19 protein-coding genes and 1 tRNA gene are annotated in these 25,083 nt (G+C 44.2%); 8 read left to right on the forward strand and 12 right to left on the reverse strand.

Annotated elements, in window-relative coordinates; translation table 11 throughout:
• The first annotated feature begins 103 nt into the window (after positions 1–103).
• From WC496_07700 to WC496_07710, 3 genes are all read left to right on the forward strand, one after another.
• Positions 104–1,699 carry an LptF/LptG family permease gene (locus WC496_07700; protein ID MFA5292900.1) on the forward strand — a complete coding sequence of 532 codons (1,596 nt, stop codon included), beginning with the start codon at positions 104–106 and terminating at the stop codon, positions 1,697–1,699.
• Between the two features lie 3 nt (positions 1,700–1,702).
• Positions 1,703–2,806 carry an LptF/LptG family permease gene (locus WC496_07705; GenBank protein MFA5292901.1) on the forward strand — a complete coding sequence of 368 codons (1,104 nt, stop codon included), beginning with the start codon at positions 1,703–1,705 and terminating at the stop codon, positions 2,804–2,806.
• Between the two features lie 90 nt (positions 2,807–2,896).
• Positions 2,897–4,093: an aminotransferase class I/II-fold pyridoxal phosphate-dependent enzyme gene (locus WC496_07710; GenBank protein ID MFA5292902.1), complete on the forward strand. Its 1,197-nt coding sequence runs from the start codon at positions 2,897–2,899 to the stop codon at positions 4,091–4,093.
• A gap of 59 nt (positions 4,094–4,152) precedes the next feature.
• Here WC496_07710 and WC496_07715 read toward each other — a convergent pair whose 3' ends face one another.
• Positions 4,153–8,340: a M56 family metallopeptidase gene (locus tag WC496_07715; protein ID MFA5292903.1), complete on the reverse strand. Its 4,188-nt coding sequence runs from the start codon at positions 8,338–8,340 to the stop codon at positions 4,153–4,155.
• An 11-nt stretch (positions 8,341–8,351) separates the two neighbouring features.
• Positions 8,352–8,771 carry a BlaI/MecI/CopY family transcriptional regulator gene (locus WC496_07720; GenBank protein ID MFA5292904.1) on the reverse strand — a complete coding sequence of 140 codons (420 nt, stop codon included), beginning with the start codon at positions 8,769–8,771 and terminating at the stop codon, positions 8,352–8,354.
• Between the two features lie 747 nt (positions 8,772–9,518).
• On the opposite strand from WC496_07720, the gene WC496_07725 reads away from it, so the two are divergent.
• The 3 genes from WC496_07725 to WC496_07735 all read left to right on the forward strand — a co-directional run bounded on the left by WC496_07725 (position 9,519) and on the right by WC496_07735 (position 11,781).
• Positions 9,519–10,076 carry a PEP-CTERM sorting domain-containing protein gene (locus WC496_07725; protein ID MFA5292905.1) on the forward strand — a complete coding sequence of 186 codons (558 nt, stop codon included), beginning with the start codon at positions 9,519–9,521 and terminating at the stop codon, positions 10,074–10,076.
• 34 nt (positions 10,077–10,110) lie between these two features.
• Positions 10,111–10,746: a PEP-CTERM sorting domain-containing protein gene (locus WC496_07730; protein MFA5292906.1), complete on the forward strand. Its 636-nt coding sequence runs from the start codon at positions 10,111–10,113 to the stop codon at positions 10,744–10,746.
• Positions 10,747–11,244: 498 nt separating this feature from the next.
• Complete coding sequence (locus tag WC496_07735) at positions 11,245–11,781, forward strand: AP2 domain-containing protein (protein MFA5292907.1); 537 nt, start codon at positions 11,245–11,247, stop codon at positions 11,779–11,781.
• Positions 11,782–11,839: 58 nt separating this feature from the next.
• Here WC496_07735 and WC496_07740 read toward each other — a convergent pair whose 3' ends face one another.
• The gene (locus WC496_07740) at positions 11,840–12,598 is read right to left on the reverse strand and encodes a class I SAM-dependent methyltransferase (GenBank protein MFA5292908.1); all 759 of its coding nucleotides are present in this window, start codon (positions 12,596–12,598) and stop codon (positions 11,840–11,842) included.
• 314 nt (positions 12,599–12,912) lie between these two features.
• Here WC496_07740 and WC496_07745 point away from each other — a divergent pair, with 314 nt between their 5' ends.
• Positions 12,913–13,839: a serine protease gene (locus WC496_07745; protein MFA5292909.1), complete on the forward strand. Its 927-nt coding sequence runs from the start codon at positions 12,913–12,915 to the stop codon at positions 13,837–13,839.
• Between the two features lie 928 nt (positions 13,840–14,767).
• On the opposite strand, the gene WC496_07750 is transcribed toward WC496_07745, so the two are convergent.
• Positions 14,768–15,094 carry a co-chaperone GroES gene (locus tag WC496_07750; protein MFA5292910.1) on the reverse strand — a complete coding sequence of 109 codons (327 nt, stop codon included), beginning with the start codon at positions 15,092–15,094 and terminating at the stop codon, positions 14,768–14,770.
• Between the two features lie 463 nt (positions 15,095–15,557).
• Positions 15,558–18,128: a type I DNA topoisomerase gene (gene topA, locus WC496_07755; GenBank protein MFA5292911.1), complete on the reverse strand. Its 2,571-nt coding sequence runs from the start codon at positions 18,126–18,128 to the stop codon at positions 15,558–15,560.
• A gap of 161 nt (positions 18,129–18,289) precedes the next feature.
• Here topA and WC496_07760 point away from each other — a divergent pair, with 161 nt between their 5' ends.
• The gene (locus WC496_07760; GenBank protein ID MFA5292912.1) at positions 18,290–18,508 is read left to right on the forward strand and encodes a hypothetical protein; all 219 of its coding nucleotides are present in this window, start codon (positions 18,290–18,292) and stop codon (positions 18,506–18,508) included.
• A gap of 210 nt (positions 18,509–18,718) precedes the next feature.
• On the opposite strand, the gene rdgB is transcribed toward WC496_07760, so the two are convergent.
• The 7 genes from rdgB to WC496_07795 form a co-directional block, all read right to left on the reverse strand.
• Positions 18,719–19,384, reverse strand: a complete 666-nt coding sequence (rdgB, locus tag WC496_07765; protein ID MFA5292913.1) for an RdgB/HAM1 family non-canonical purine NTP pyrophosphatase — start codon at positions 19,382–19,384, stop codon at positions 18,719–18,721.
• Between the two features lie 75 nt (positions 19,385–19,459).
• Positions 19,460–19,834 (reverse strand): GxxExxY protein, encoded by a 375-nt coding sequence (locus WC496_07770; protein MFA5292914.1) that lies wholly within the window; start codon positions 19,832–19,834, stop codon positions 19,460–19,462.
• Positions 19,835–19,891: 57 nt separating this feature from the next.
• Entirely contained in the window at positions 19,892–20,800 is a 909-nt protein-coding gene (gene argF / locus WC496_07775; protein MFA5292915.1) for an ornithine carbamoyltransferase, read from the reverse strand.
• Positions 20,801–20,879: 79 nt separating this feature from the next.
• Complete coding sequence (locus WC496_07780; GenBank protein ID MFA5292916.1) at positions 20,880–22,058, reverse strand: aspartate aminotransferase family protein; 1,179 nt, start codon at positions 22,056–22,058, stop codon at positions 20,880–20,882.
• Positions 22,059–22,074: 16 nt separating this feature from the next.
• On the reverse strand, positions 22,075–22,953 hold the full coding sequence (argB, locus tag WC496_07785) for an acetylglutamate kinase (protein ID MFA5292917.1): 879 nt from the start codon (positions 22,951–22,953) through the stop codon (positions 22,075–22,077).
• Between the two features lie 175 nt (positions 22,954–23,128).
• A tRNA-Thr gene (locus WC496_07790) sits at positions 23,129–23,200 on the reverse strand.
• Between the two features lie 58 nt (positions 23,201–23,258).
• Positions 23,259–24,653: an MBL fold metallo-hydrolase gene (locus tag WC496_07795; protein MFA5292918.1), complete on the reverse strand. Its 1,395-nt coding sequence runs from the start codon at positions 24,651–24,653 to the stop codon at positions 23,259–23,261.
• Positions 24,654–25,083 lie beyond the last annotated feature (430 nt).

The raw sequence follows: 25,083 nt of genomic DNA on the forward strand, positions 1-25,083 counted from the left end.
TTTACGTCTCAAACGCCTTAAGGTCAATTAATTTAACAAAAAGAAGGGGCTGGACTATTTTTGTTGCAAAAACTCGTAATTTAACGAAAATATTGCAAATATTATGGTTTTTATTCTTCACAGATACATTTTTAGGGAATTGTTCAAGGTCTTTGCCCTTTCGGCGATGGCCCTTGGCGTTATCATGAGTCTGGGCAGTCTTTTGCGGCCCGTTCAGGAATATGGCGTTGGTCCTCGCCAGGTATTCGACCTGCTATGTTATTTTCTCCCGATAACGATGACATTTGTCCTGCCCGTTGCCGCCCTTTTCGCAACTTCCCTTGTGTACGGAAGAATTGCCGCCGACAACGAGTTCGACGCCTGCAAGGCAAGCGGAATAAGTCCTTCGATGCTTTTTTATCCCGCTCTTGTACTGGCGATTATAATTTCCATAGCCAACTTACTGTTAAGTTTTCACGTCGTGCCCGCTTATGTCCAGCGAGCCGAAGCGGCCATGAAAGCCGATGCCAAGCAGATATTATTTCGAAATATCCAGCGGCAGGGTTACTATTCTCTGCCCGGCAGTCAATTCAGAATCTACGCCGACGCCGTCGACATCAAAAACTCCGGCCTGTTGGGCGTGGTAATTATTGACACCAGCAAAGACAAAGAAAAAAAACTTATCACCGCTGAATCCGCGACGGTAAATTTTGACAATACCGCCAAAACCAATGAGGTAAAGGTTTACGCCAAAAACGCTTTTCAGTTTGACGAGCAGGGTGGAATATTCGTCAAGGCGATTTCTGTGCTCGGCGACTTCCAGGCGCTTATGGGCGACGACGTAAAATTCCGGAAAATAGAGCAGATGAACGCCATCAAGCTTTCACCTATGACTTACTATCCGATAGCTGTCTGCGCTTGGAACGCGTACGAACGGCTGACTACCGAAATGCTGTATAAGGAAATAAAAAACGCTCTTAACGCCAAAACCGATAACTTTTACCAGTTGCATAACGACAATGCCCTGATTCGGTTTACCGGCGAAAAATGCCTGCTTAATAGCGAACAGGACAACATAGAGCTTACCGGGAAAATCGTACTGTTTGAATACGACAAAAGCAGTGGTGAGCTTACAAGGAGCTATCGCGGCGAAAAACTCACCCTTCAGCTCTCCGCCGAAACCCAAACCAGGCCCAGTACGAAAATCGTACTTACACTTCCAAATGCAATCTGGCTCGACCGCGGCGTGGAATTTATAAAGCCCCGCTACTCGGCAAAGGAACTTGCCCTGCCGGATTCCATTGCTTCAAAACTCGGAGAAGACGTTATTACCACTGCCCAGGCCCACAGTTATATTACCGCCCCATCGTCGAGGCTTGAAGAGCTTATCAAAGAAATGAAACGTAAAATCCGTGTAACGCTTTTCGAAATCAAGGCCGAAATTCATTCGAGACTCGTCTTTGGCATAGGCTGCATAACATTGATACTTATCGGCACTGAGCTTGGAATTATATTCAAAGGCGGGCATCTCCTGACTGCTTTCGGAATCAGTTCTATCCCCGCCGCCGCGCTGCTTGTCTTTATTATGGCCGGAAAAAACATAACGACAAATCAAAATTCTTCGGCAGGCGCCGATTTCGGCGTCTCGTTTATGTGGACAGGACTGCTGATTCTGTCTATCTTCGCCGTTGTGTTTTACAGGAAATTATTAAAAAATTAAAATATGAAGACCCTTGATAAATATGTAATGAAAAACTTTCTCACAGGTTATCTGATTGCTTTCCTTGTGCTGATGGGGCTGCGCATAATGATAGACCTGTTCGTCAATGTCGACGAATTTACGGAAAATGCGCAGCTTACATCCGTTCAGGTGCTGACAAATATCACGTCATATTACGGCAGATACAGTTTTCTGTACTTTCGTGACTTTGCCGGAATGATTACTGTCGTCGCGGCAGTGTTCTCGCTTGGAAAAATGACAAAAAACAACGAGCTGGTGGCCATAATGGCTTCCGGCGTAAGTCTCAAGCGGATGATAACACCTATTCTGGTTTTATCTCTTGCCTTCGCCGGCCTGCACGTAATCGACGAGGAACTTCTTATACCGCCGATGGCCGACAAACTTGTCCGCTCGCACGACGCTCTTGACGCGACTCTTTCTTATGATATGTGGTTCATCGGCGACAGCAGCGGCAACCTGTTCTGCTCCCCACAGTTCAAGGTACAGGACGGCATCATTATAAATCCGACAATAATAACAAGAACCAGGAAGGGAAATTCCATACTCTGGGATGTTACAGGCATAATCAAAGCCGATTCCGCTCGTTACGACGATAATAAAAATTCATGGATTCTGGATAACGGCGTGTTTCTGGCTGTATCGCAGAAGCTTGCCGACAAATCCTACCAAACGATAAAAACCTGTCCAAGCGACCTCACCCCGAAAGATATCCCCGTAAGGCGAAAATCAGCGCACATGGACCTGCTCAGTTCTTACGACCTTATAAAACTCGCCAGGCAGAGTCCCAAAGACCTCGCAAGACTCTACGCGCAGAAAAACTTCCGTTTAACAGACCCCATAATAAATCTCATTATGCTTATGATTTCTCTGCCAGTACTTGTCTGCAGAGACCCGAAAAGTCTCAAATCTGCTGTCTTTATAAGTTTCGCCCTGACGGGCACCTGCTATATCCTGACTTTCGTAAGCAAAATCTTCGCCTCGGAAATAACTATAGCCGGCAGGGTTATGCCCGAATTGTGGGCCTGGCTGCCGATTTTCATCTTTCTGCCGATAGCCTTTATCGAGCTGGATTCAATGAAAACATAAAAGCCGCCAAAAAAAAATTGCATTTTAAATTTTTAATTCTAAATTATCTTAGTGTCTTTGTGCCTTAGTGGCTATTTAAGGATATAAAAAATGACAGAATTTAAAATAGAACCGGCTGAACGTATTAAAAGACTGCCGCCTTATCTTTTTGGAAGACTTAACGCTCTTAAGCTCGCCAAAAGACAGCAGCAAATCGACATTATCGACCTCGGTATGGGAAATCCCTCCGACCCCACTCCGCAGGTAATCGTTGACAAGCTTTGCGAAGCCGCCCGCGACCCCCGCAATCAGCGGTACAGCTCCAGCAGAGGCATCTTTAATCTCAGAAGAGAAGTCGCTATTAAATATGCCAAACAGTATAACGTCGAACTCGACCCAAATACCGAAGTCCTCGCCTGTATCGGCTCAAAGGAAGGTTTTAGTCATTTGTGTCTTGCGATGCTCGGTCCCGGAGATACGGCTCTCGTCGCTGACCCGGCGTTTCCAATCCATATTTACGCCGTTGCTCTTGCCGGCGCAAACGTCGTTACTGTACCGCTCGGCAATACACAGGATTCGCTGAAAAATATTCAGGAAACCTGCGAAAAACTTTATCCACGTCCGAAGATGATGATTTTGAACTTTCCGCATAATCCAACGGCAATGACTGTTGATGACATAAGTTATTTTGAAACTGTTGTCGATATCGCAAAAAGACTCAATATCGCTGTCATTCACGACTTCGCCTATGGCGATACCTGCTTTGACGGCTACAAGGCTCCGAGTTTCCTTTCTGCAAAAGGCGCAAAGGACGTAGGTGTAGAATTTTCCACTTTGAGCAAGGCCTACAATATGGCCGGCTGGCGAATAGGCTTCGCAACCGGAAACAAGCAGATGATTGAAGCCCTTGCGACTATTAAGGGTTATTATGATTACGGCATTTTCCAGGCCATTCAGATTGCAAGTATTATCGCGATGAGGCAATGCGAAAACGATACAGTTGAGCAGAACAAAAAATATCAGTTCCGCAGGGATGTCGTCTGCGACTGCCTTGCGAAAGTCGGCTGGCAGGTCGAAAAACCTCGCGCCTCGATGTTCGTCTGGGCAAGAGTTCCAGATGACCAGTTAAAAGGCAAAGGCACTATTGATTTCGCGATGGATTTGATTGAAAACGCAAACGTCGTCGTTTCGCCCGGCAGAGCCTTTGGCGAAAATGGCGAAGGGTATATGCGAATAGCTCTTGTCGAAAATGAAAACCGTATGCGGCAAGCCTTCCGCAACATCAAAAAATACATCCAAAAAGGATAAAAATCGGTTAGCCCCGCCAACATTTTGGCGGGGTTTTAAATAATATTTAGCCCCCGGTTTCACCGGGGGTTTTTTATAATTTCCCCGTTTTCAAATAAAACCTTTATTGCTGCCGAATTGTTAAGTTCATTAGCTTCAGCAATACTGCTGTCCGTATCAAGAACAACGGTAAATTGATTTATGCCTCCTTCAATCGCAAAAGGTGAACTTTGCTCATTCCAAAACTCGCCCGGCTTGATTGGCCCTGCGCCGTGGCTGCCGGTTTGCGGCTTGCCGAAAAGATTCTGATTTTCTTTCGGGTCTCCCTTGTAAAAATTCATTCTGAATGCAGGGGCGGTCGCAGTTCCGTGATTTCCGATTTTCGCCGTTACCGTATATAATCCCCCTGCCGGATAAGGCTGGATACTGAATTCTTCAATATAAACATCTAAGTCTTTACTTCCACTACTGACTGATTTCGAGACATTTGATGTAATAGTTGAAATATCCGGCACTTTTTCCGCAGAACCTTTTTGAGCAAAATATATACCGCCAAAGCCGCTACCGCCGTTGGCCGGATAAAAGCTCAAATGAAGCCAGCCTTCTTTCTGATAAGTAAAGGTTCTGGTAAAATCGCCGCTGCCGCGTTTTATTACAGGGCCTTGCTGGCTGTCAATTTCGCCGTTAGTAGCGTAAATATGGAGCATCGCCTCATCGGCGGAAGACAAATCATATTTTCCTTTTACCGTATAAGTTTGACCGGTTTCAATTTTATCTGTGCTGCCGAGAACTTCAGTAATTTCGATTGAATCGCCTTCTAAAAATGACTGTTTTGTTATTTCAAAGTCGATTGAATATAACCGTACATCCGCCTCTATTTTACCGAATGAAATCAGCTTTTCATCTTTATCAAAAACAAAAAGCTGGTTCGTAATTATTTTGTCTTTATCCCAGATAGTCGCCTGATATTTATAACGTATTGATTGGTTGCCGTTAGCGTCAATTATCGGCTCGCCCCATTCGATAGTTTTTCTTTGGGTAATATCCCTGTAATTATGCTTAAAAAAGTCTTCAACCAGATTTTGCAGCTTTTCTTTTTCATCTGAAGGTTCTTCCTTGAATATTTCTTTATAGAGCTGTTTGGCTAAATCATGCTTATCGCTTTTAATATCAAAATAGGGCATTAGATGTTTTTTTATAATTTCTTTATCTGCACCAAAAGTAAGTCCCCATCTAATTCTACTTACAAAATCATTCGAATTACTTTCGTTTAAAGCCATTTCTACAAGCTGTTTGATAACTTGCTCATCCTTGTTGGTAATAACCGAAAGCCCAAAATAAACCGCCTGGTATCGAACATTTTGGCTTTGGTCTTTTGATAATTGTAGTAATATTTCAATTGCTTCTGCCGGCTGAACATTTTGTCCCCAAACAAAATTACTGCCAAGAATACGAGCGGTTTCTGCTCGAATGTCTGCATCATTATCTTTAGCGCATTCACCTAAAGCAGCCATAAAACTACTGTCATGAAACAATGTTATTCCATTTCGGTTTACAAATTTGCAGGCTTTGCGTCTCTCCTCGCTTGTACCTGTTAAAAATGTTTTTTTAATTTCCGGCAAATTATTACCGAATTCACGAATTGTCTTTTCAGTTTGTTGTTTTTGATTCCACTCTCTTTCCCACCTGTCCCAGTCAATTTCACCTTTAAAAGCTTTAACAACTATATCTGCATGCTCTCGTTTTACAGGATCGGAACTGCGTAAATAAGGCTCAAGAAAAGCTATGAATTCATTCCCTTGTTTCGATTGCTTTACCCCCCAGATAATCCGCCCAAGTTGATGGTATTCCAAAGCAATGTCAACGAGACGTTTGAGAACTTTTTCAGATTTAGGATTAGCAACAGACAGCCCGCTATAAACCGCATAATATTTGTACTCTGGACTAAAGCTTGCATAATAAACTAAATCGATCGCTCTTTGATCGTCAGGTTCTCTGTTCCAAATATATTTCACGCCGATATATTGCATAGGAAAATTGTCTTTATATTTGATTGTGCATTTTCTTAATCCTTTACGAAAAAGCTCAAAAAATGAATCATCATCCAGATTTATTGTGCCTTTATTTTCCCACCATTCATCTAATTTCTTACCGGCTTCCACATCTTCAGGAAAATATGATTCAAATATTGACAAGTCGTTTTGATTACTTTGCAATTTTTCTTTTTCAACTGTTCCGTCTACGGTCTTATGCTCTTGTGCTCTTATGCCCTCTTTATCAACTCTTTCAATCTGCACATCCGTCTTAACTCCCGGCTTTAGTGAAACATTTTTAAAGTCTATCCATTCAACTGCATCATCAGATCGATCCTTTTCGTATGCATAATCATTTTGCCATTGCCCCCAGCAAACACCAACTCTAAGATCACATTGCTTTATCTGTTCATCAAAAGCAGCACCAAGCCAGACGACTTTTTCATTGGGTGAACCATCAATATATTTAATATTTTCTTTGCCATCCTTTTCACTAATACTTAACAAAGTCCCACCATTTATAGTCTTGAAATTGGTGGGAATAATCCTGGCGTCAACTTTCTTTCCTGCCAAGCCACTAAATTTTACAGCAAATTTATAACCTTTTTCGCCACTTCTCGGAAACGCTTTTCCAAAGTCATCATCATAATGAGATTCTTCCAACAAAGCCGCATCCGGCCGCCACCATTGTTTGCCTTTGCTCGGATGCTCACAAATACCGATAAGCTCGACTTTTGTGCCGTTGGAAAGTTTTATTGAAAAATCATTCTGTTTAATATTTCTTATATTCTCTGCCTGCCCTGAGCCTGTCGAATGGGTGAGCTCTGTGTCCTCTGTGGCTAAAATATTTTTCTCTGTGGCCTTTAATTCAAAATTTACAACCTTTTCTTTTTCCTTCTCGCCTAAAAGTTTTACAAGCAGAATATCAGTCTTATCTTTATACCCCGCCGCCCTGCATTTCAGAATATGTTCCTCGTAATACGTTTTATAACTGTAATTACCGTTCGCGTCGGTAGTAGTGTTATACTTGCCGTAGGCGTAAGTTACGACATCCCCGACTATCGCCCCTGCTATCGGCTTTCCCGTCTTCGCATCCGTTACTGTCCCTTTGATTATAAAATCCGGAACTGCCTTAAATTTCGCCATCGGCAGCACACACGCCGACATCACACATATCAAAATAAAAATCGTCGCGATTCGCAAAGGCCGATACCTCCAGCTTTTTTTCTCCAGCCATTTCAGCCTGTCCACCAGCCAGCTCGAATTTTCAAACAGGCCTAATAATCCTAAACCCGGGTCAACCGGCTCTGCTAACAATTGTCTGGCCGTCTCAAGCAGTGTCTGTCGATAACCGGCTGTTTTTTCTTTTAATAATTTAGCGACAGTCGCATCGCAGCAAAGTTCTCTCAGGTTTTGCATCGGTTTTCTCGCCAGCCAAATCAGCGGATTGAACCAGTACACGATTTGCAGAATCATATAAACTGCGTGAACGAATAAATCACCGCGTTTTATATGCGCAAGTTCATGCAGAAAGATATGCTCGGCATCCTGTACCGTCATATTTTGAAGTTTGCCTGCCGGCATAAGCAGCACCGGCCTGAAAACGCCGAACACCGCCGGACAGCAAACCTTATTTGTCAAAATCACCTGCGGAACTTTTCTCAGCCTCAGTTTTTTAGCCGTCGATTCCAATAATCCTTCCAGTCTTTCCGGCAGATTCGATTGCTGCTTGTTTTTTAAATGCTCCCGCCTCAGATTACCTAATCTTATAACCAGCCACCCCGCCAGAATCGCCATACCCCCCGTCCACACGAACATAATATAAACCTTCCACGACAATGACGCCTGCATATCAACCCTTTGTGGCAATTCCGATCTGTTTAGCCCCCGGACCTGTGCCAGGGGTTCTTCCGTTTTTGTTTTCATCATTTCAACAGCGGGTTCTAGGGCTTGGGTAGTCTGTGGTGATATTTGTGGTTGATTTATTTTTATCGCCGTTTGTTTAACCATAAATGGAATTTCCGCCGTGAAGCTTGTCGGCGAAGTAAGCGATGGCGGTAAAACAAGTTTTACGAGAATCAAAAGCCAAAGCGCGTATCGCACCTGCGGCCACGTCCATTTTTTTATCAAAAGGTCAATCCCCGCTATGATGATAATCAGCAGGCCGACCTGCCAGAGCATCGACACTTCCCAGTCGAACCATCTTTCCGCTAATTGATTTAATATCGCTGTCATTTTTATCTCCTTTACTTTTCTCTGTGTCCTCTGTGCTCTCTGTGGCTTAAATTAGTATTTTCTTTCTCTGTGGCCAAACCTTTTTCCAGCATTTTTACAATTTCTTTTCTCTCATTTGCCGATATTTTTTTCTCTTCCACCAGAAAATGCATCAGCGGCCCGAACGCCCCGTCAAAGGCCTGATTAGCGAGAGATGCCAGTGCACTGCGCCTTGCGGTTTGTCTGCTGACGATTGGTTCGTAAAGACTTGTATTTCCTTTTTTGCTTTCTTTGACTGCGCCTTTTTCCGCCAGTCTGGTCAGAAGCGTTTTTATCGTGGTATATGCCCAGTTAATTTCCTTAGGCAGTCTCTCTGCGATCCCCCGCGCAGTCGCGGGATACCTTTCCCACAGACAATTCATTATCTGCCATTCCGTATCTGTAAGTTTCATAGCCGTTTCCTTTCTACAAATATAGTGGTATTCTACTACATTTGTAGTAGATGTCAACTGTTTTTGGGAAATTCCTGAAAATTTTTTCTGCGATTTCCGCATTCTGATTTTCTGGCTTTTGCTTTTACCGGACATAGGCCCTTTTGTGTTAAAATAGGCAAAATTTACTTGACTTTTGCCCTTTTTTTTGTTTTAATAGGGGAAATGAATGTTGCATCGCGAAGCTATTTCGCAAGGCGACACGAGTTCTTTTCTTAATTGGGGTATTATTAGTTAATTTGGGGTATTTAATCTTCATCGATTAAACTGGTTCTTTTTTTTCTTAGACAATTTATTTTCGTAGCTGCAGGGCTTATAGACAGGGTCTTTGAACTGCTTCACAAAGATACTCTATAATAAGGATACCTGTACTGGTCTTGTACCTGCTGCGGAGATCGTTTAGCTGTTGTCGGCACGGCAACATAAACAGAGCCGCGAATCTAAAAGCGGATTGTGTTAAATCTGAACGATTGACTGCGGACAGAGTGTAGACTGACACTGTAAGCTTGTGACGCGTAGAGATACTACGCACAGCAGCTCTGGGACGCTCTTGGTATAGTGTCACGGAACCGTTCTGCCGCTATGATACAAAAGATTTTTGGGGGTAATCCGACAATCGCTATACAGAGATTCTGCGCGCATTAAATGCCGCGGTATTAAAAAATTTAATTTGGGGTGAAAACTATTTTTTAGAAAATGGGGGTAAATATGAAGTTTTATTATGGGGTGTTTACGATTTGTGTTCTTTTAACTTTCTTTGGATTGGCCTGTGCTCAGAGTGACTATGCCATACTCGTGCAGGAAAGTCCCGCCGGTGCCGGCGTTATTAAGCCGGGCGTTGGCGTACACACAGTTGGAATTAACGAAACTATTACACTTACAACCGTTCCAAATACCGGCTGGAAATTCGTTTACTGGCTTGGCGATGTGCAGGACCCGACTGCAAACAGAACCAAAGTAAATGTTAACGGCCCAAAAATTATCATCGCAGTTTTCGAAAGAGATGAATATGCGATGTTATCGCCTGCCGGGCCGCAGATTAGCGTAGGCCCGCCGGGATTGTACCCAAACTATGTATATAGCAGAGGCGGAGAATATACCGGCGGCGGTTCAAGAAGATATGATCCCCCGGATTATCCGCCATATAATCCTCCGGAAGAACCGGAAAATATGCCGCCGCCAGTGCCAGAAGAAATTCCGGAACCTGCAACAATGATGCTTTTAGGCCTGGGAACTTATCTTATATCAATAAAGAGAAAAAAATAATACCGAATAGATTGTTATTGAAAGGAAAGTGATAATGAGAAAAAACCATACCAAAACACTTAAATTGGTTGGGCTCCTTATGATGACACTGCTGCTGCAAACAATAGCGAAAGCCGGATACTACCTGCCCGAAAGTTCAACATGGCAGGGCTCTCGTTATTACAATGAGAACAACGTATATGCTTATGTTGAATATGCCGTCTATGATTCTGAAGCCTCGAATTATTACCCTGTACTGGACGGTCAGGCTGACAGATTTCCCAAACCCGGCACGGGCCGATACATCTATGCCTATCAGGTATTAAATCTTAGCAGCACTTTGCCGCCGATAGCAACTTTCAAACTTCTTGGCGGCGACCCCTCCGCTGCAGATTATATCGGCTATGTAGATGACGAAAATGGCGGCCTGGTCCCGGACAATTTCGGCGGTTCTTTTATATGGGAATTTACAAATGGTTATTTTACAGCTAATGAACATTCCGCATTTATGGTATTCACCACCGATTCAGCTCCGATTGCAGGCGAAATCAGTATCTCGACGGAATACGGCATGGAACCCCCAATCTCTCCCGATGCCGTTACAGCAGATGCCGCTTCAATACCGGAGCCTGCTACAATAGCTCTACTCTCAATTGGTGCTTTTATGTATCGTAAAAAATTTACTAAATAACCTCGCTAAGCAATAACTCGAAACCGCTTAGCTGCATCGAGAACCTGGTCCCCGGAATCTTATGCAGATAAAATGGAAACGGGTTATTACTTAGGTGAGGGAAGAATTGTAGGGCCGACAGTTGCAGGAACTGTCGGCCTGTTTTTTTGCGCCCCGATTTCATTTTTCTATCCGGACAAAAACCGTCTGAATAGTCAAAAGTGCGCAATAAAAAAATTGCGCAAATGTTAAAAATAAGATTTTTTTCAAATTTTTATCTCCAAACCAGACAAGCACTTATAAATTCCGCCCAAAAAATTTCCGCAAAAAGTTCGTCAAAAGCGCGCAACTTTTCAGGTAATACGGAGGGACTGTATTGGCTCTTCACAGGCAGTATTTTGAACATTCAAATTTTGGTAATTCGATATTGTTTCGAATTTCGATATTCGTATTTCGGATTTAATTTTAAATTCTTACGTGACCAATATTCCATTCCATATCCCTGTTCCTGACGTTCTTATGCGCATATTATTCGCCCCGCTGCTTCTCTATCGAAAATACAAATACGACCATCCTTTTATGCGCATCGAACTAACACAGAACCAATATGCCATCGTTGACTTCGACGATTTTTGCAAACTCACCCGTTTCGAATGGTACGCCTATGACAACGGCAATACTTTTTACGCCGTCCGTCCCGGCTTCTACAATGGTTTCCCCTGCTTTATCCGGATGCACCGCGTCATTATGAACGCAAAAAGAGGCGTTGTCATCGACCACATCGACCATAACGGCCTTAACAATTGCAAATACAATTTACGGCCTGCCACCCCCGCCGAAAACAGATTGAACAACCGCCGCGGCTTCAACAGCCCCACATCCAAATACAAAGGCGTTTTCTACGACAAACGCCGAAACAAATTCCGCGCCGTCATTTCTATCGATGGAAAGAAAAAACATCTCGGCTACTTCGACAATGAAATCGATGCCGCAAAGGCGTACGACAAGGCGGCAAGGGAATCTCGCGGCAGATTTGCAGTTTTGAATTTCGAATAAAATAACATCGCCGAAAGGCGATTCCTCAATCAAAAACTCAAAATTAAAAATTAAAAACTTATTTCATCTTCTGCGCCGTAACCAGCCAGTCCCACGGATATGGTTCTTTCATCCATCGCGGCGGCAAGTCAAACTCCGTATTCCACGGGTACTCGATTTTGCGAATATCCATAACCCGCATATTCCTGCTCTCCAAAATCGCCGCAAGCTCTTCTTTCAGATAATGCTTGGTTGGAACGCCGTCAATAGGAGCAATCCCCTGATGCAGGCCGCCATCGGATTTTTTCGCATCGCCGAAACTTGCGCGAGCAGCCGAGCCCGGCCGGACCCCATTGCGAAGGTTCCACTCAATCAGGCGGAAATCGACAAGCCCCGCAGACTCGAGCGAAGGCACAACGAGCACCATATACCCGTTTTTCAAAATATGCCCGGCCATAACATCAAGTATTCGCACCCTCGGCGCAAGTGCCGGCATAATCAGCATATTTACGCTAAAAGCGAAATGAGTTTTTTCGAGCCGCAGGCCTGCCTTTGCCAAATCGGCTGTTATATATTCGATATTCGACAGATGTTTGTATTTGTTTTTCGCTCTCGCTATGAACTTGCCGGATATATCTATTGCTAAAACCCGGCCGAAATTTGCCGACAGCATCGGCAGAAAGTGCCCAATTCCGCAGCCGTAATCGCTGACTGTTTTTGCTGATGAGCCGTATTTCTTAATGAGTTTTAGAATCAGATGTTTTTTATCATTGTCCAATACGCTGAAGATTTCATCTTCGTAGTTATTTGCCAGACTGTTCCAGTATTCTCGTTTCATTTTATCTCCGCAGCTAATATACAACACGATTGCCTAAATCTCAAATCCATTTTTGCCCCACAAATATTTGTCATTCCCGCGCAGGCGGGAATCCACGTCGTTTACTCATTGTCGCCAAAATCATTCGCAACGCAACAGAGCCCCGAATGTTAATGAGGGGTAATTCTTCTGTGTTCCGCGTCCTGGAGTTCTCCGTTAGGAGTCCGTAGGACTTTTTTCTTTCTCATTGCCTTTTCCCCTTTTCATGCTATAATCCCACCATCGCATTTGAGGAGGCAACCAATGGAGTGGAACAATTATTCAGAAAGGAAACTATGGGTCTTTCAGATACTTACGAAAAGGTAAAACCTAGTATAGTTGCTTTCACCTCAAAATATTCGGTATTTACCAATCCTGAAGACTTAAATGAGAAGAATCTTTCTTTTCCACCAATAATTGGCACAGGTTTTATTATTAATAAAAACGGAATTATCGTCACGAATGATCACGTAGCGGAAGAAATAAAAAAACCTTGTGCATTACCTTGTGCCAAAAAAGGTGAATGTGCTTATCAAGCGACCATTTTTAAAATCACAGAAGAATATCTTGTACAAGCACCTCTTGAAATATTAGAAATATACCAGCCTGAAAAACTTAAGACAAAGGGATTGTATTACGGGCCAAACAAACCAGATATAGCGATTGTTCTGGTAAAAGCTAGAGATTTGCCCGCCTTAGAATTGGATACTTCGGAATTGAGAGAGGGTGTTGAAGTAGCCACAGCGGGATTTCCAATGGGAAAAGATCTACTTACTGCGCCAGGCTATCTTCATCAAATAACCCCAACTTTGCAAAAAGGTATAATCAGTGCTGTACTGCCTTTTCAGGGAGCCATTCCACATGCTTATGCTGTAAATATTATGGTGCAAGGTGGTGCAAGCGGTTCACCTGTTTTCCTACCTGAAAGTGGAACAGTAATCGGAATTATAGATAGTTCTTTGATAGATTCAGTAGAAAGTATTCAAAAAGATACCTATCAAATACCAACAAATATTAGCTATGCTACACCTTCGTATCATATATCCAATTTCCTTAAAGAAGTTGAGGGTAATTATTCTTTTAAATTACCCCAAGATACAAAAACTTTTGATGATTTAATCGCTAATACAGAAAAAAAAATAGTGCGACCACATCAACCATATCCAAATTGTAAGATAATTAAAATGGAAATTAGGAATAGACCGTGTCCGCCTGCCCTGTGAGATGTCCGCCCGCAGGCGAGACTTATCTCATCGGGGCTTATTTTTTTTAATTTAATCCCCCCATCGCAGGGATGGGGGCTAACCAAAATTTAAAAATTCCCATAAAAAAATCCATATACAAAAAAATCTCCATGTATCTATGCTTGTATGCAGTATATCGTCGGGAGATGGCTTACGCCACTGCATACAAGCATAGTGAAAAACCTGTTAGAATCTCCACCGTCTAAAACCCCTCACTACAAAAACCCCATAGATTAAAACCCCTGCGTTTTCCCTGGAGGTTGATTGACGTTCGTCAACTACCGATTTTCAGCCTAAAAACAAGCTTGCACAACTCACGTCGGCGCAGGTTTTTGTTTCAGCAAGGCTTTTAAGCCTGTGTACAAAGCATAACGGCTGACACAGAAACTTGTTTCGAGTAAAGCCGTTGCTTTGTACGCAAAATTATTTGAAAAATAATTTGCTGAAACAAATACTTCGTGCCCTTCGTGTTCTCAGTGGTGAAAAAAAATCCTTCAGCCGCCATTCCCCGCAAATCTTAAATCTTTTATTGCTTTAACTTTTTCGGTATTGTTTAGCCGTTGCCGCTTGAGGCAGCGTTTCATTGCTTTAAGACGCAATCGCGAAGCGATAATAAATTTCAAAATATAGACCCGGAATAAGCCATGTCCGCAGTAGCTTTAGCGAAGGCGGATTGCTTATCAGAGGGTCTATTCTGAAATTTTACAATCCCGACTTTTAGGGATGTCTTAAAGCAATTACTTCGTGTCATTTTCGTGTTAATTCGTGGTTAATAATATTCGCAGAACACCGCATTAAAGCAATTGGCCGTGTAAATCCGCGCAATCAGCGTCTAAAATACTCTGTGGTCTCGGTGTCCTCTGTGGCTAATTAAATCCGCGTCGTCCGTGAAATCCGCGGTTAATTTTTACGACCTACGAAAGACCGCAACGATGTTTTCCACTTCAACGACGAACAGTTTATTATCTCCTTCGAAGTCGACTGGTATAGCGCCTTTTGGATTGAACAGGACTTTATCGTATTGTTTGAGGGGGATTTCCGGCATATTTTCCACCTCGGCAGAGACCGCTACTACTCTGCCGGTGATAGTTGGTATTTCGATATTGTCGGGGAGTTTGATACCGCCTTTGGTTTCTTTTTTATCTTCATCTTTACGGATGAGGACTCTTTTGCCGATTGGTTCGACTGTTTCTATGGGCTTTAATTCGGGATTATTTATCTCTTTTTCAGGCATCATACATCTCTAAGATTTAAAATATATCTTATCTGTAATTATTTTATTAACAGCTTTTTTGTGATTAATCAATAATATTCCGGCCCAAATTCCGGAGAAATATAGCCGAAAATCCAAAATATATCACCGCTATAACTTCTTTTGATATAATACTATACAATCTTTAATATCTTTTGTCCAGCTTTAAATCCCCCTGTTTAACAGCTATTTCTTCAAAAAAATAAAAATATATATTTTTGCTTTGTTTTTAGTGGTAAATTTTTAATGAAAAGGTGAACAAACTGTCGATTATGTAGTATATAAAATTGAAATCTTCTTCTTCCTCCTCCTGCGAGCAGTATGCGTTTCTTCACCGGGCGCGACTGCTCGTTTTTTTTTCACTTGGTTTTATCAGGATTTTGGAACTACCGATTCAATCTTTTCTAATCTATCAAGGGCAACTAACCGGCTCTATCAGGGACAACTAATCGGCGGCGGGGGCGGGGTTATTTTTGGCAGGCTTTTTAGAGGATTTTTTTTCACCATCAGAGGAAGCCCCAGCTTTGACAGACTTTTTAGCGGGTTTTTTAGGGGATTCCTTTTCTACATCAGATGAAGCCCCTGCTTTACTGGCAGACTTTTTGGGGGAATCCTTCTCTGTATCAGATGAAACCTCTGATTTTTCTGCTTTAGCAGAAGACTTCTTTTTGCGGCCAAGCAATTCATCGGCTTTTTCAAAACTCTTTGGAGGCCATTCGCCCTTAGCCTGCAATTCCTTCAACTCGTCTATCTTCTTGAAACTTACGATAGTCCTGCATCTTGGAAACTTATTACAGCCAAGGAAAGGCCCCTTCTTGCTCTGACGAATCACAAGCTCACCTGCGGCACACTTGTAACACTTCAAACCAGTCGGCTCGGCAGGAGGCTTTGGCGGCAGAATGTTGCCGGCTTTATCAATACGCATAGTCGTCTTGCAGGTCGGATAATCAGAACAACCTAAAAACTCACCAAAACGACTTCGCTTCTTAACCATAGGCTTGCCGCAGTTGGGACATTTATGCTCAGTAACCTCATCAACAACCATCTTGCCTGTTTTGTCGCAGGGACCGGCAAATTTACAATCAGGATAAGCTGAACAACTTAAAAATTTGCCGTTCTTGCCAAACCTGTAAACCAAAGGCTTATTACACCTGGGACAGGTATATTCGCTGGGAGTAGTCTCGGCCTTGGCGTGCTTCATTTCCTCGCCGGCAACTTCAAGGTTCTTTTTGAACGGACCATAAAACTCATTCAAAACATTAACCCAATTAAGATGCTGCTCCTCAATCTTATCGAGCTGTTCTTCCATATAGCGTGTGAAGGCCATATCCATAATCTTCGGGAAAAATTCGTTGAGCTTGTCAGTTACAACCTCGCCGACATCGGTAGTATGAAACTGCCTGTCAAGCTGCTGGACATAGCCTCTGTCCTGTATGGTACTGATAATCGAAGCGTAAGTACTCGGCCTGCCAATGCCTTCTTTTTCGAGAGCCTTTACGAGAGAGGCCTCGTTGTAACGGGCAGGCGGCTTTGTAAAATGCTGCTGAGACTTTATATTGACAGGAGCGACTTTATCGCCCTGCTTTAACTGCGGAAGCTGCTGCTCGGGCGAACCTGAATACCATATTTTAGTAAAGCCATCGAAGACAAGCACACGGCCCTGAGCCTTGTAACAGCATCTGCCGACAGAAGTATCCGCTGAGATTTCGAGCGTCGTCGTATCCCACTGTGCGGCGGTCATCTGAGAAGCGATGAACCTGCGCCAGACGAGCTGATAAAGTTTGAACTGCTCATCGGGGAGCAAATCCCTTATTTGCTCGGGCACGATATCGACGTCGGTCGGCCTGATGGCCTCGTGAGCCTGCTGGGCGTTTTTGCCGGAGGCGTAGAAATTCGGTTTTTCGGGAACGTACCTGTCGCCGATGTTGCTGCCGATATATTTTCTCGCTTCGTTAATCGCGTCAGGCGAAAGATGCGTACTGTCAGTTCTCATATATGTAATCAGACCAAGCGAACCCATCGAGCCGAGGTCGATACCTTCATATAACTGCTGGGCGACCCGCATCGTGCGTTTGGTCGCAAAGCCAAGCCGATTTGCGGCGGACTGCTGAAGAGTCGATGTAATAAACGGCGGAGCAGGACGTGAACTTGAACTTTTGACCTGAATATCACTAATGACAAATTCAGAATCTTTCAGCGCCTGGTATATTTTTTGAGTATCCTGAGCGTTATCAGCAGAAAATGTTTTTCCCGCTACCGTAGAAAGCTCGGCCCTGAACGAACTGTGCTCTGCGAGCCAGTCATTCTGCTGAGAGATTGTAGGACCTTTTTCGTCCCCCTCTAAAAACTGCTGCCACTGCTCGGAATATTTTTTTTGTTTATCGGTATGATTAGTGAACACGGCGGGTATGAGCCAATATTCAATCGGAATAAAGGCGCGAATTTCCCGTTCACGTTCGACAACCATCTTAACGGCAACGGACTGAACACGTCCTGCGGATAAGCCACGTGCGACCTTTTTCCACAGCAGAGGACTAATCTTGTAGCCGACGATGCGGTCAAGAATCCTTCTTGCCTGCTGGGCCATTACCTTGTCCATATCAATTTTGCCGGGGCTGGCAAAGGCCTGCTCGATTGCCTTTTTCGTTATCTCGTTAAAAATTACACGATTAGTTTTTTCTTCGGAGACGCCAAGCACCTGCGAAAGATGCCAGGCAATAGCCTCACCCTCTCGGTCAAGGTCTGTCGCAAGGTACAATCTGCTGCAGTGTTTCGCGGATGCCTTGAGGGAAGCGACTAATTTGGTTCTGCCGGAACTAATCTCATAGGTTGGCTCGAAATTATTTTCGATGTCAACACTTAACCCCTTCGCAGGAAGGTCACGTATGTGCCCCATCGAGGCATAAACCTCAAAGTCAGAACCAAGATATTTGTTTATGGTTTTGGCTTTGGCCGGTGATTCTACAATAACAAGATTTTTTCCTGATGACTCTTTTGAGCTCGTTTTTTTTGCCATAAGATAAGGAGAAATAACTGCTGGCGCGAATATTGTCAAGAAAAAAGGGTTTTTATTCGGGACGTCAGCTAAAACAGGGGTTTATTAACAGATTTTAGAACGCGATTCGAACCAAGGACGTATAAATATAAGGATATAAGAGAATTTAAGGAGGGTTAACAATGAACATTAGGACAGATATAAGACGATTCGATGAAAAATTGCATCGGTGGGAACATAATATGGTTATGTCGGGAGAAAAACTTATTCATCATGAGGCATTTTGGGCGGGCGTGGCCATTGCTATTGTGCTGGCGTTTTTCATAATAGCAATGATGCTGGGGGCCAAGTCTCCGCCGCCGAGGATGATATTCCCCACTCCTTTTAGTCCGATGTACTAAGCAGAATGAGATTTGGGGAAATGTATAAGCTTTTACAACCGGGATAGACACTCGAATGGTATTTCCATAATGGAAATACCATTCTTTTTATATATTGCAAATTGAAGATTTGCGGAACCGCCTGTAAAACCGGCGGCTAAATATTCCTGATTCCCGCCCCCGCCTTCGCGGGGGTGACAAACGTCGCCGTACCGGCGACGGCTAAACAGTTCAATGCTGCTTCAACAATTCTTCAAGAAGCGGTTTGAGTTTTTGGATGGCGCGGCCGCGATGCGAGATTTTATTTTTTTCCGCTGAGGCAAGCTGAGCGACTGTTTTGTTAAGAGACGGAACGAAAAAAATCGGGTCGTAGCCAAAGCCATCTGTGCCGGCTTCTTTTTTGGCGATAATCCCCTCGATTTTTCCTTCGGTCTCGATTAAAACTTTTTCAGTACCTGCTCCTTCGACAGGCTCAGGACAGGCTAAACAAAGACAGCAGACAAATCTGGCGGTTCTTTTTTCTTCGGTGGTATTTTCGAGCAGCTTCAAAACCTTTGCCATATTTTTATGGTCGAGGAGAGTTCTTTTGACCGCTCCATTACTGTCGCGGCTCTGCTCTCCACTGAAACGCGCGCTTTTTACGCCTGGTGCGCCGCCGAGGGCATCAATAACCAAACCTGAATCATCGGCAAGTGTCCAAAGGCCTGTTTGTTTTGCGTAGCCGAGTGCTTTTTTGCGGGCATTTTCGGCAAAGGTGGCGCCATCTTCTTCAACTTCTTTTATATCGGGAAAATCGGCGAGGCTCAACCAATCAATATCGAAATCGAGCATCTCGGAAATTTCTTTAAGCTTGCCGGAATTTGTTGTGGCAACCAGAATTTTTAAGGATTTAGACATAGGATATTCCATAAAAGAGAACCCAGAGAATGAATTAAATAAATATTCACCACAGAGGCACAGAGAACACAGAGATTATAAAATAAATCTTTTTATGCCTTCTTTCAAAAGAGGAACATTGAAATTTATCAAAAGGCCTGTACTGATATTTGCCAATTTCATATACGTTAAAAGCTGGGCTTCATGAATCGGCAAAACTATTTCGACGGATTTTAGTTCAACAATCAATTTATCTTCTATCAATAAATCTATTCGATAGCCACAGTCAAGATCTATACCTTTGTATTTTATGGGCAGCTCTTTTTGAACTAAATGGTGTATATTATTGGCTAATAATTCAAACGAAAGACATCTTTCATAAGCTGATTCCAGCAGGCCCGGGCCAAGACGACGATGAACTTCTATTGCACAGCCAATAACTTTACCGGACAATTCATCATAATCTTTCATTTTATTTATTCCCCTGAGAACTCTGTGCCTCTGTGGTGAATAATAGATTCTCTCTCCTTAACTCAGCAGTTTCTTCAAAAGTGCTCTCTGGAAGTGCAGGCGGTTTTCGGCTTCATCAAAGACAATCGAATTTTCCGATTCCATAGCCTCGTCCGTTATCTCGTAGCCGCGATAGGCGGGCAGACAGTGCATAATTTTCGCTTTAGGGGCAAGAGAAAGCAGTTTGGCGTCGATAGCGAATCCCTGAAAATCAGAAATTCTCTTTTGCTTTTCATCTTCCTGACCCATACTTATCCATGTATCGGTATAAATAACATCGGCATCCTTAACGGCTTCGGAGGGACTGCTAATCTGTACGGTTGTGCCGGGGACAATCTGGTTTGTGCGTGAAATCGATTCGGCGTCAAGTTCATAACCTTTCGGCGAAGCTATAACAATTTTCATTCCTAACGCAGCGCAGCCGAAAGCAAGCGAACGCGCAACATTATTTCCATCGCCAATAAAGGCAATCTTAATTCCTTTGAGCTTTCCAAAATGCTCACGAATAGTCATAATATCCGCCATCGCCTGGCAGGGATGTGACCAGTCGGTAAGAGCGTTTATCACGGGAATCCCGGCAAATTTCGCAAGTTCAATAACTGTTTCATGGGCAAATGTTCGTGCCATAATGCCGCTGGCGTAACGGTCGAGAACACGAGCCATATCCTTTATAGGTTCGCGTTTTCCGATTCCGCCGATGTCTTCTGGCTTCACATAAATGGGATTTCCGCCGAGCTGTGCCATAGCAATCTGGAAACTCATCCGCGTACGCAGGCTGGGCTTTTCAAAAAGCATAACCAGACTTTTCCCGACGAGACAAAGGTCGCGATTGCCATTTTTGTAGTATTTCTTCAGCGTGTCGCTCAAATCGAGAAGCTCGAGCAAATCCTCCGTCGTGCAACTGCTTACAGATAGAAAATCTTTCATCAGACACCTATATTATAAAAAAAAATAAAGGTTATGAACCCCGCCAAAGTGTTGGCTGGGCTAACCACAAACAAATACATTAAATATTCTTTAAAACGTTATCGAGAATTTCGACCGCATCGTCAATCTGCTTTGCGGCGACAGTCATCGAAGGCATAAAACGCAGAACGGTATCCTGCGTACAATTTATGCGCAGGCCCTTTTCGAGGCATTTGGCGACAATCTGAGCGCCGGGCGATTTAAGCTGAATTCCAATCATAAGGCCTTTGCCGCGAATGTGGTCTATAACGGCGTGTTTGGTTTTCAAATTGTTGAGCTTATCGAAAGCGTATTGACCTATCTTTATCGCGTTTTCAATAAGATTTTCCTCTTCGATAGCTTCTATAACAGCAATGCCGGCCGCACAGGCGAGACAATTTCCGCCGAAAGTGGAAGCGTGGGTGCCCGGGACAAGCGAAGCGGCGACATTCGGCTTTGCCATCATCGCGCCAATAGCGACACCGCCGCCGAGCGCCTTGGCGAGCGTAATAATATCGGGGACGACATCGTAATGCTGATAGCCGAACCATTTTCCCGTCCGGCCCATTCCGGTTTGAACCTCGTCGAGTATCATCACGGCCTGGTTTTTATCGCAAAGCCGACGAATCGCTTTCATATATTCGGCAGTGGCGACGTTTATGCCGCCTTCGCCCTGAATAGGCTCAATCATCACGGCGGCAACTTCATCGTCAAACGCTTTTTCCATCGCGTCAATATCATTAAACGGCACATAGACAAAGCCGGGCACTACAGGCTGAAAATTTTCAAATTTTTTCGGCTGAGCCGTGGCGGTCATTGCGCCGAAAGTTCTGCCGTGAAAACTGCCCAGAGTAGTTATATATTTGTATTTGCCTTTGGGGGTATGGATTCTGGCAAGCTTCAGAGCGGCTTCGTTGGCTTCGGCGCCGCTGTTGCAGAAAAAGGTTTTTCCGCCGAAGGCGCGCTGGGCCAGTAATTTGGCGAGATTGCCCTGCAGCTCGGTATAAAACGTATTGTCCATATGCAGGAGAGTCTGTGCCTGTTTCTGGATTGCTTTTACAACCTTCGGATGGCAGTGGCCGATTCCGCTGACCGCCCAGCCGGGGAACATATCGAGAATTTTATTTCCGTCGATATCATATATATAGTTTCCCTGTCCGCGGTCGATAACCTTCGGCAGGCGGAAATAATTACCTATCACGTATTCATCGAACATTTTAATAACATCATTCGTGGTCATTTTTGTTTTTCATCCTTTACTTTACTATCTGAGTTCCGACACCTTCTTCGGTATAGATTTCGAGCAGCAGCGAATGGAGGATTCTGCCGTCGATTATGTGGGCCTTTTTCACGCCGCCGTCAAGGGCGATAAGACAGGCTTCAACTTTCGGCAGCATACCTTCGTTAATAACTCCGGACTGTATCATCTGCTTTATTTCGGCTTCGGTTGCGCTTGAAACGTTACTTTCCGGGTCGCTGACATTTTTTAGAATGCCGTTAGTGTCGCTGACGGATACGAATTTTTCCGCTTGCAGGGCGGCAGCGACTTTTCCGGCAGCACTGTCGGCATTGACATTGAGCTTTCCGCCGCCACGGTCAATCGCGACGGGCGCTATTACCGGAATCGTTTCATTGGTACAGAGCGTTTTCAACAAAAGGCTGTTGACGGTTTTGACTTCGCCGACAAGGCCGAGGTCTATTTTTCTGCCCTGCGGGTCGGCCATACGCAGCGGTTCGGCGAAAAGAACGCAACTGCTGAGCGAGTGCAGCCCCATCGCATCGCAGCCGAGCTTTTTTATCGTTTCGCAAATGGAAGCGTTTATATCGTGAATAAGCACATGCTCGACAATGGCCATTGTCCGCTCGTCGGTGTATCGTCTGCCGTTGACCCACTGTGGCGCCAGGCCGGACTCGTTCATCGCCTTTGTTATGGCTTTGCCGCCGCCGTGAATCAGAACAGGTCTGATGCCGACAGTAGCCATAAAGACAACATCGGCCAGCAGCTTCTTCTGAAACTCCGGGTCGTCAATAACGCTTCCGCCGAGCTTTACAACGACGATTTTGCCGCGGAAAAGACGGATATACTCCATCGCCTCGACAAGTGCCTTCGCTTTTTCTATAGCTTTTTTTACCATTGCTTCTCCGTAAAGATTCCCAATTAAGGAAACGGACAATTATATAGATTGCAGTCCGAGGGGGTCAAGAAAGATTTGCCTTTTAAAATGAAAAAATAGCCACAAAGGCACTAAGACACTAAAAAAAGAATATATATTAAAATTTCGTGCCTTAGTGTCTTAGTGGCTACAAGAAAGCCAACGATCGGATTCGAACCGATAACCCCCGGTTTACAAAACCGGAGCTCTACCGTTGAGCTACGTTGGCAATAAGACAGAAGAGTCTACAAAACAGCCGGCTTTTTTGCAAGTAAAATCGAAAAAGCCTATAATTCAAAGACCTGGCCGGGAACGGGAATATGGGCGTTTTTCATGCCTGCTTCGAGCAGCCTCTGGGAGAAAAAGTCCAGCGCGTTCTGCTCGCCATGGACACAGAAAACATGCTCAACGTGCGATGCACCGCATTTGCCGAAATAGTCGAGCATCTCGAACTCGTCGGCGTGAGCACTTAAGGCGGCAATTTCCTCAACTTCCGCTGTCAGCGGCAAAGCTGTACCGAAAATTTTGACTTCCTCCTGCTTTTCGGCGATTCTGCGGCCAAGGGTATTTTCGGCCATATAACCGACAATCAATACAATGTTTTTGGGGTCTGATATATTGTTCTTGAGATGATGAAGTATCCTGCCTGCTTCGCACATTCCTGAAGCGGAAATAATAATCATCGGGCCGGGCTTGTCATTCAAAAATTTTGATTCCTCGACACTTTCAGTGTATCGCAGATTTTCAAAATCGAAAGGTTTATGACCGTCAATAAGAAATTCTGCCGCGGCGGCATCCCAGCACTCCCTGTGCTTTGCGTAAATTGCCGTGGCCGCACTGGACAGAGGCGAATCGACAAAAATAGGCAAAGGACAAATCTTGTCTTCAGTGTATAACTTATTCAGCATATAAACAAGATACTGCGTTCGGCCAATACTGAAAGCGGGAATGATGAGCTTGCCTTTGGTTTCGCAGATTTTGTTCACAACCTGCCTGAGAGCCGCTTTTGCGTCCTCGACGGGCGGATGCCTGCGGTCGCCATAAGTGCTTTCGGTGATTAAATAATCAATGTCCTTAATGACGACAGGGTCCCTGAGAATCGGGATGTCGCGACGGCCAATGTCGCCGGTAAACATCAATTTTTTCGTGGTGCCGTTTTCCCTGAAATTTATCTCGGTAAAGGCAGAGCCTAAAATATGGCCGGCATCGTGAAAAGTTACCTCGACATTATCGAAAAGCTTAAATGGCCTGGAATACGGAACCGGCACAAGATGCGTCATCGCTTTATCGGCATCTTCGGGGGTATATAACGGCTCGAAAGGTTTTTTACCCTGTTTTGCACGCTTTTTATTGACGTATTCGATATCGTGGACCTGGATGCGGGCACAATCCTGGAACATTATTTTACATAAATCGGCGGTGGCTTCGGTGCAGTAAACTTTGCCTTTGTAGCCCCTTTTAATCAGCGTGGGGACATTGCCGCTGTGGTCCATGTGGGCGTGCGAAAGCAGCATTACATCGATTTTGTCCGGGTCGACGAGGAAATTACGATTCTTTTCGAAGGCTTCTTTTCTTTTGCCCTGAAACAGGCCGCAATCCAAAAGAATATTTTTGCCGTTAATCGTAACTATGTGAGCCGAGCCGGTAACTTCGCCCGCGGCCCCGTGAAAAGTCAGTTTCATAGTTTGCCTTAAAAAAATTAACCACAAATTAACACGAATATACACTAATTATACTAACAGAAAGGAGGTAAAGAGGCAAGGAGATAAGAAAACACGCCAATCGGTTGCGGTCCTTACAGGATTAAAATTGCGAGGCTCGTTACGGCTGTCGTGTTTCGGTTGCGGTATAACCCGCGTGGGCTGAAGCCTACCCTACAAATTAATAATATATCGCTATTATAGCAAAAAAGAGGCAAGGGGATTGAAAATTGAAGATTTAAGATTGAAGATTTTTAGAACCGCCAAAGGCGGAATACTTAATCGCGGATAAGCTATGAAACCGGAGCCTCCAAGCTCGGTTATAATACGGGATCGTTATTCAACGTCCCAAAAATTTAACGCGTTCCCGCTTGTTGCGGCTCGCAATAACCTTTTTGCAATGGAGGCTCGT

This window comes from Phycisphaerae bacterium (assembly GCA_041652575.1).
Lineage (GTDB): Bacteria > Planctomycetota > Phycisphaerae > Sedimentisphaerales > UBA12454 > UBA12454.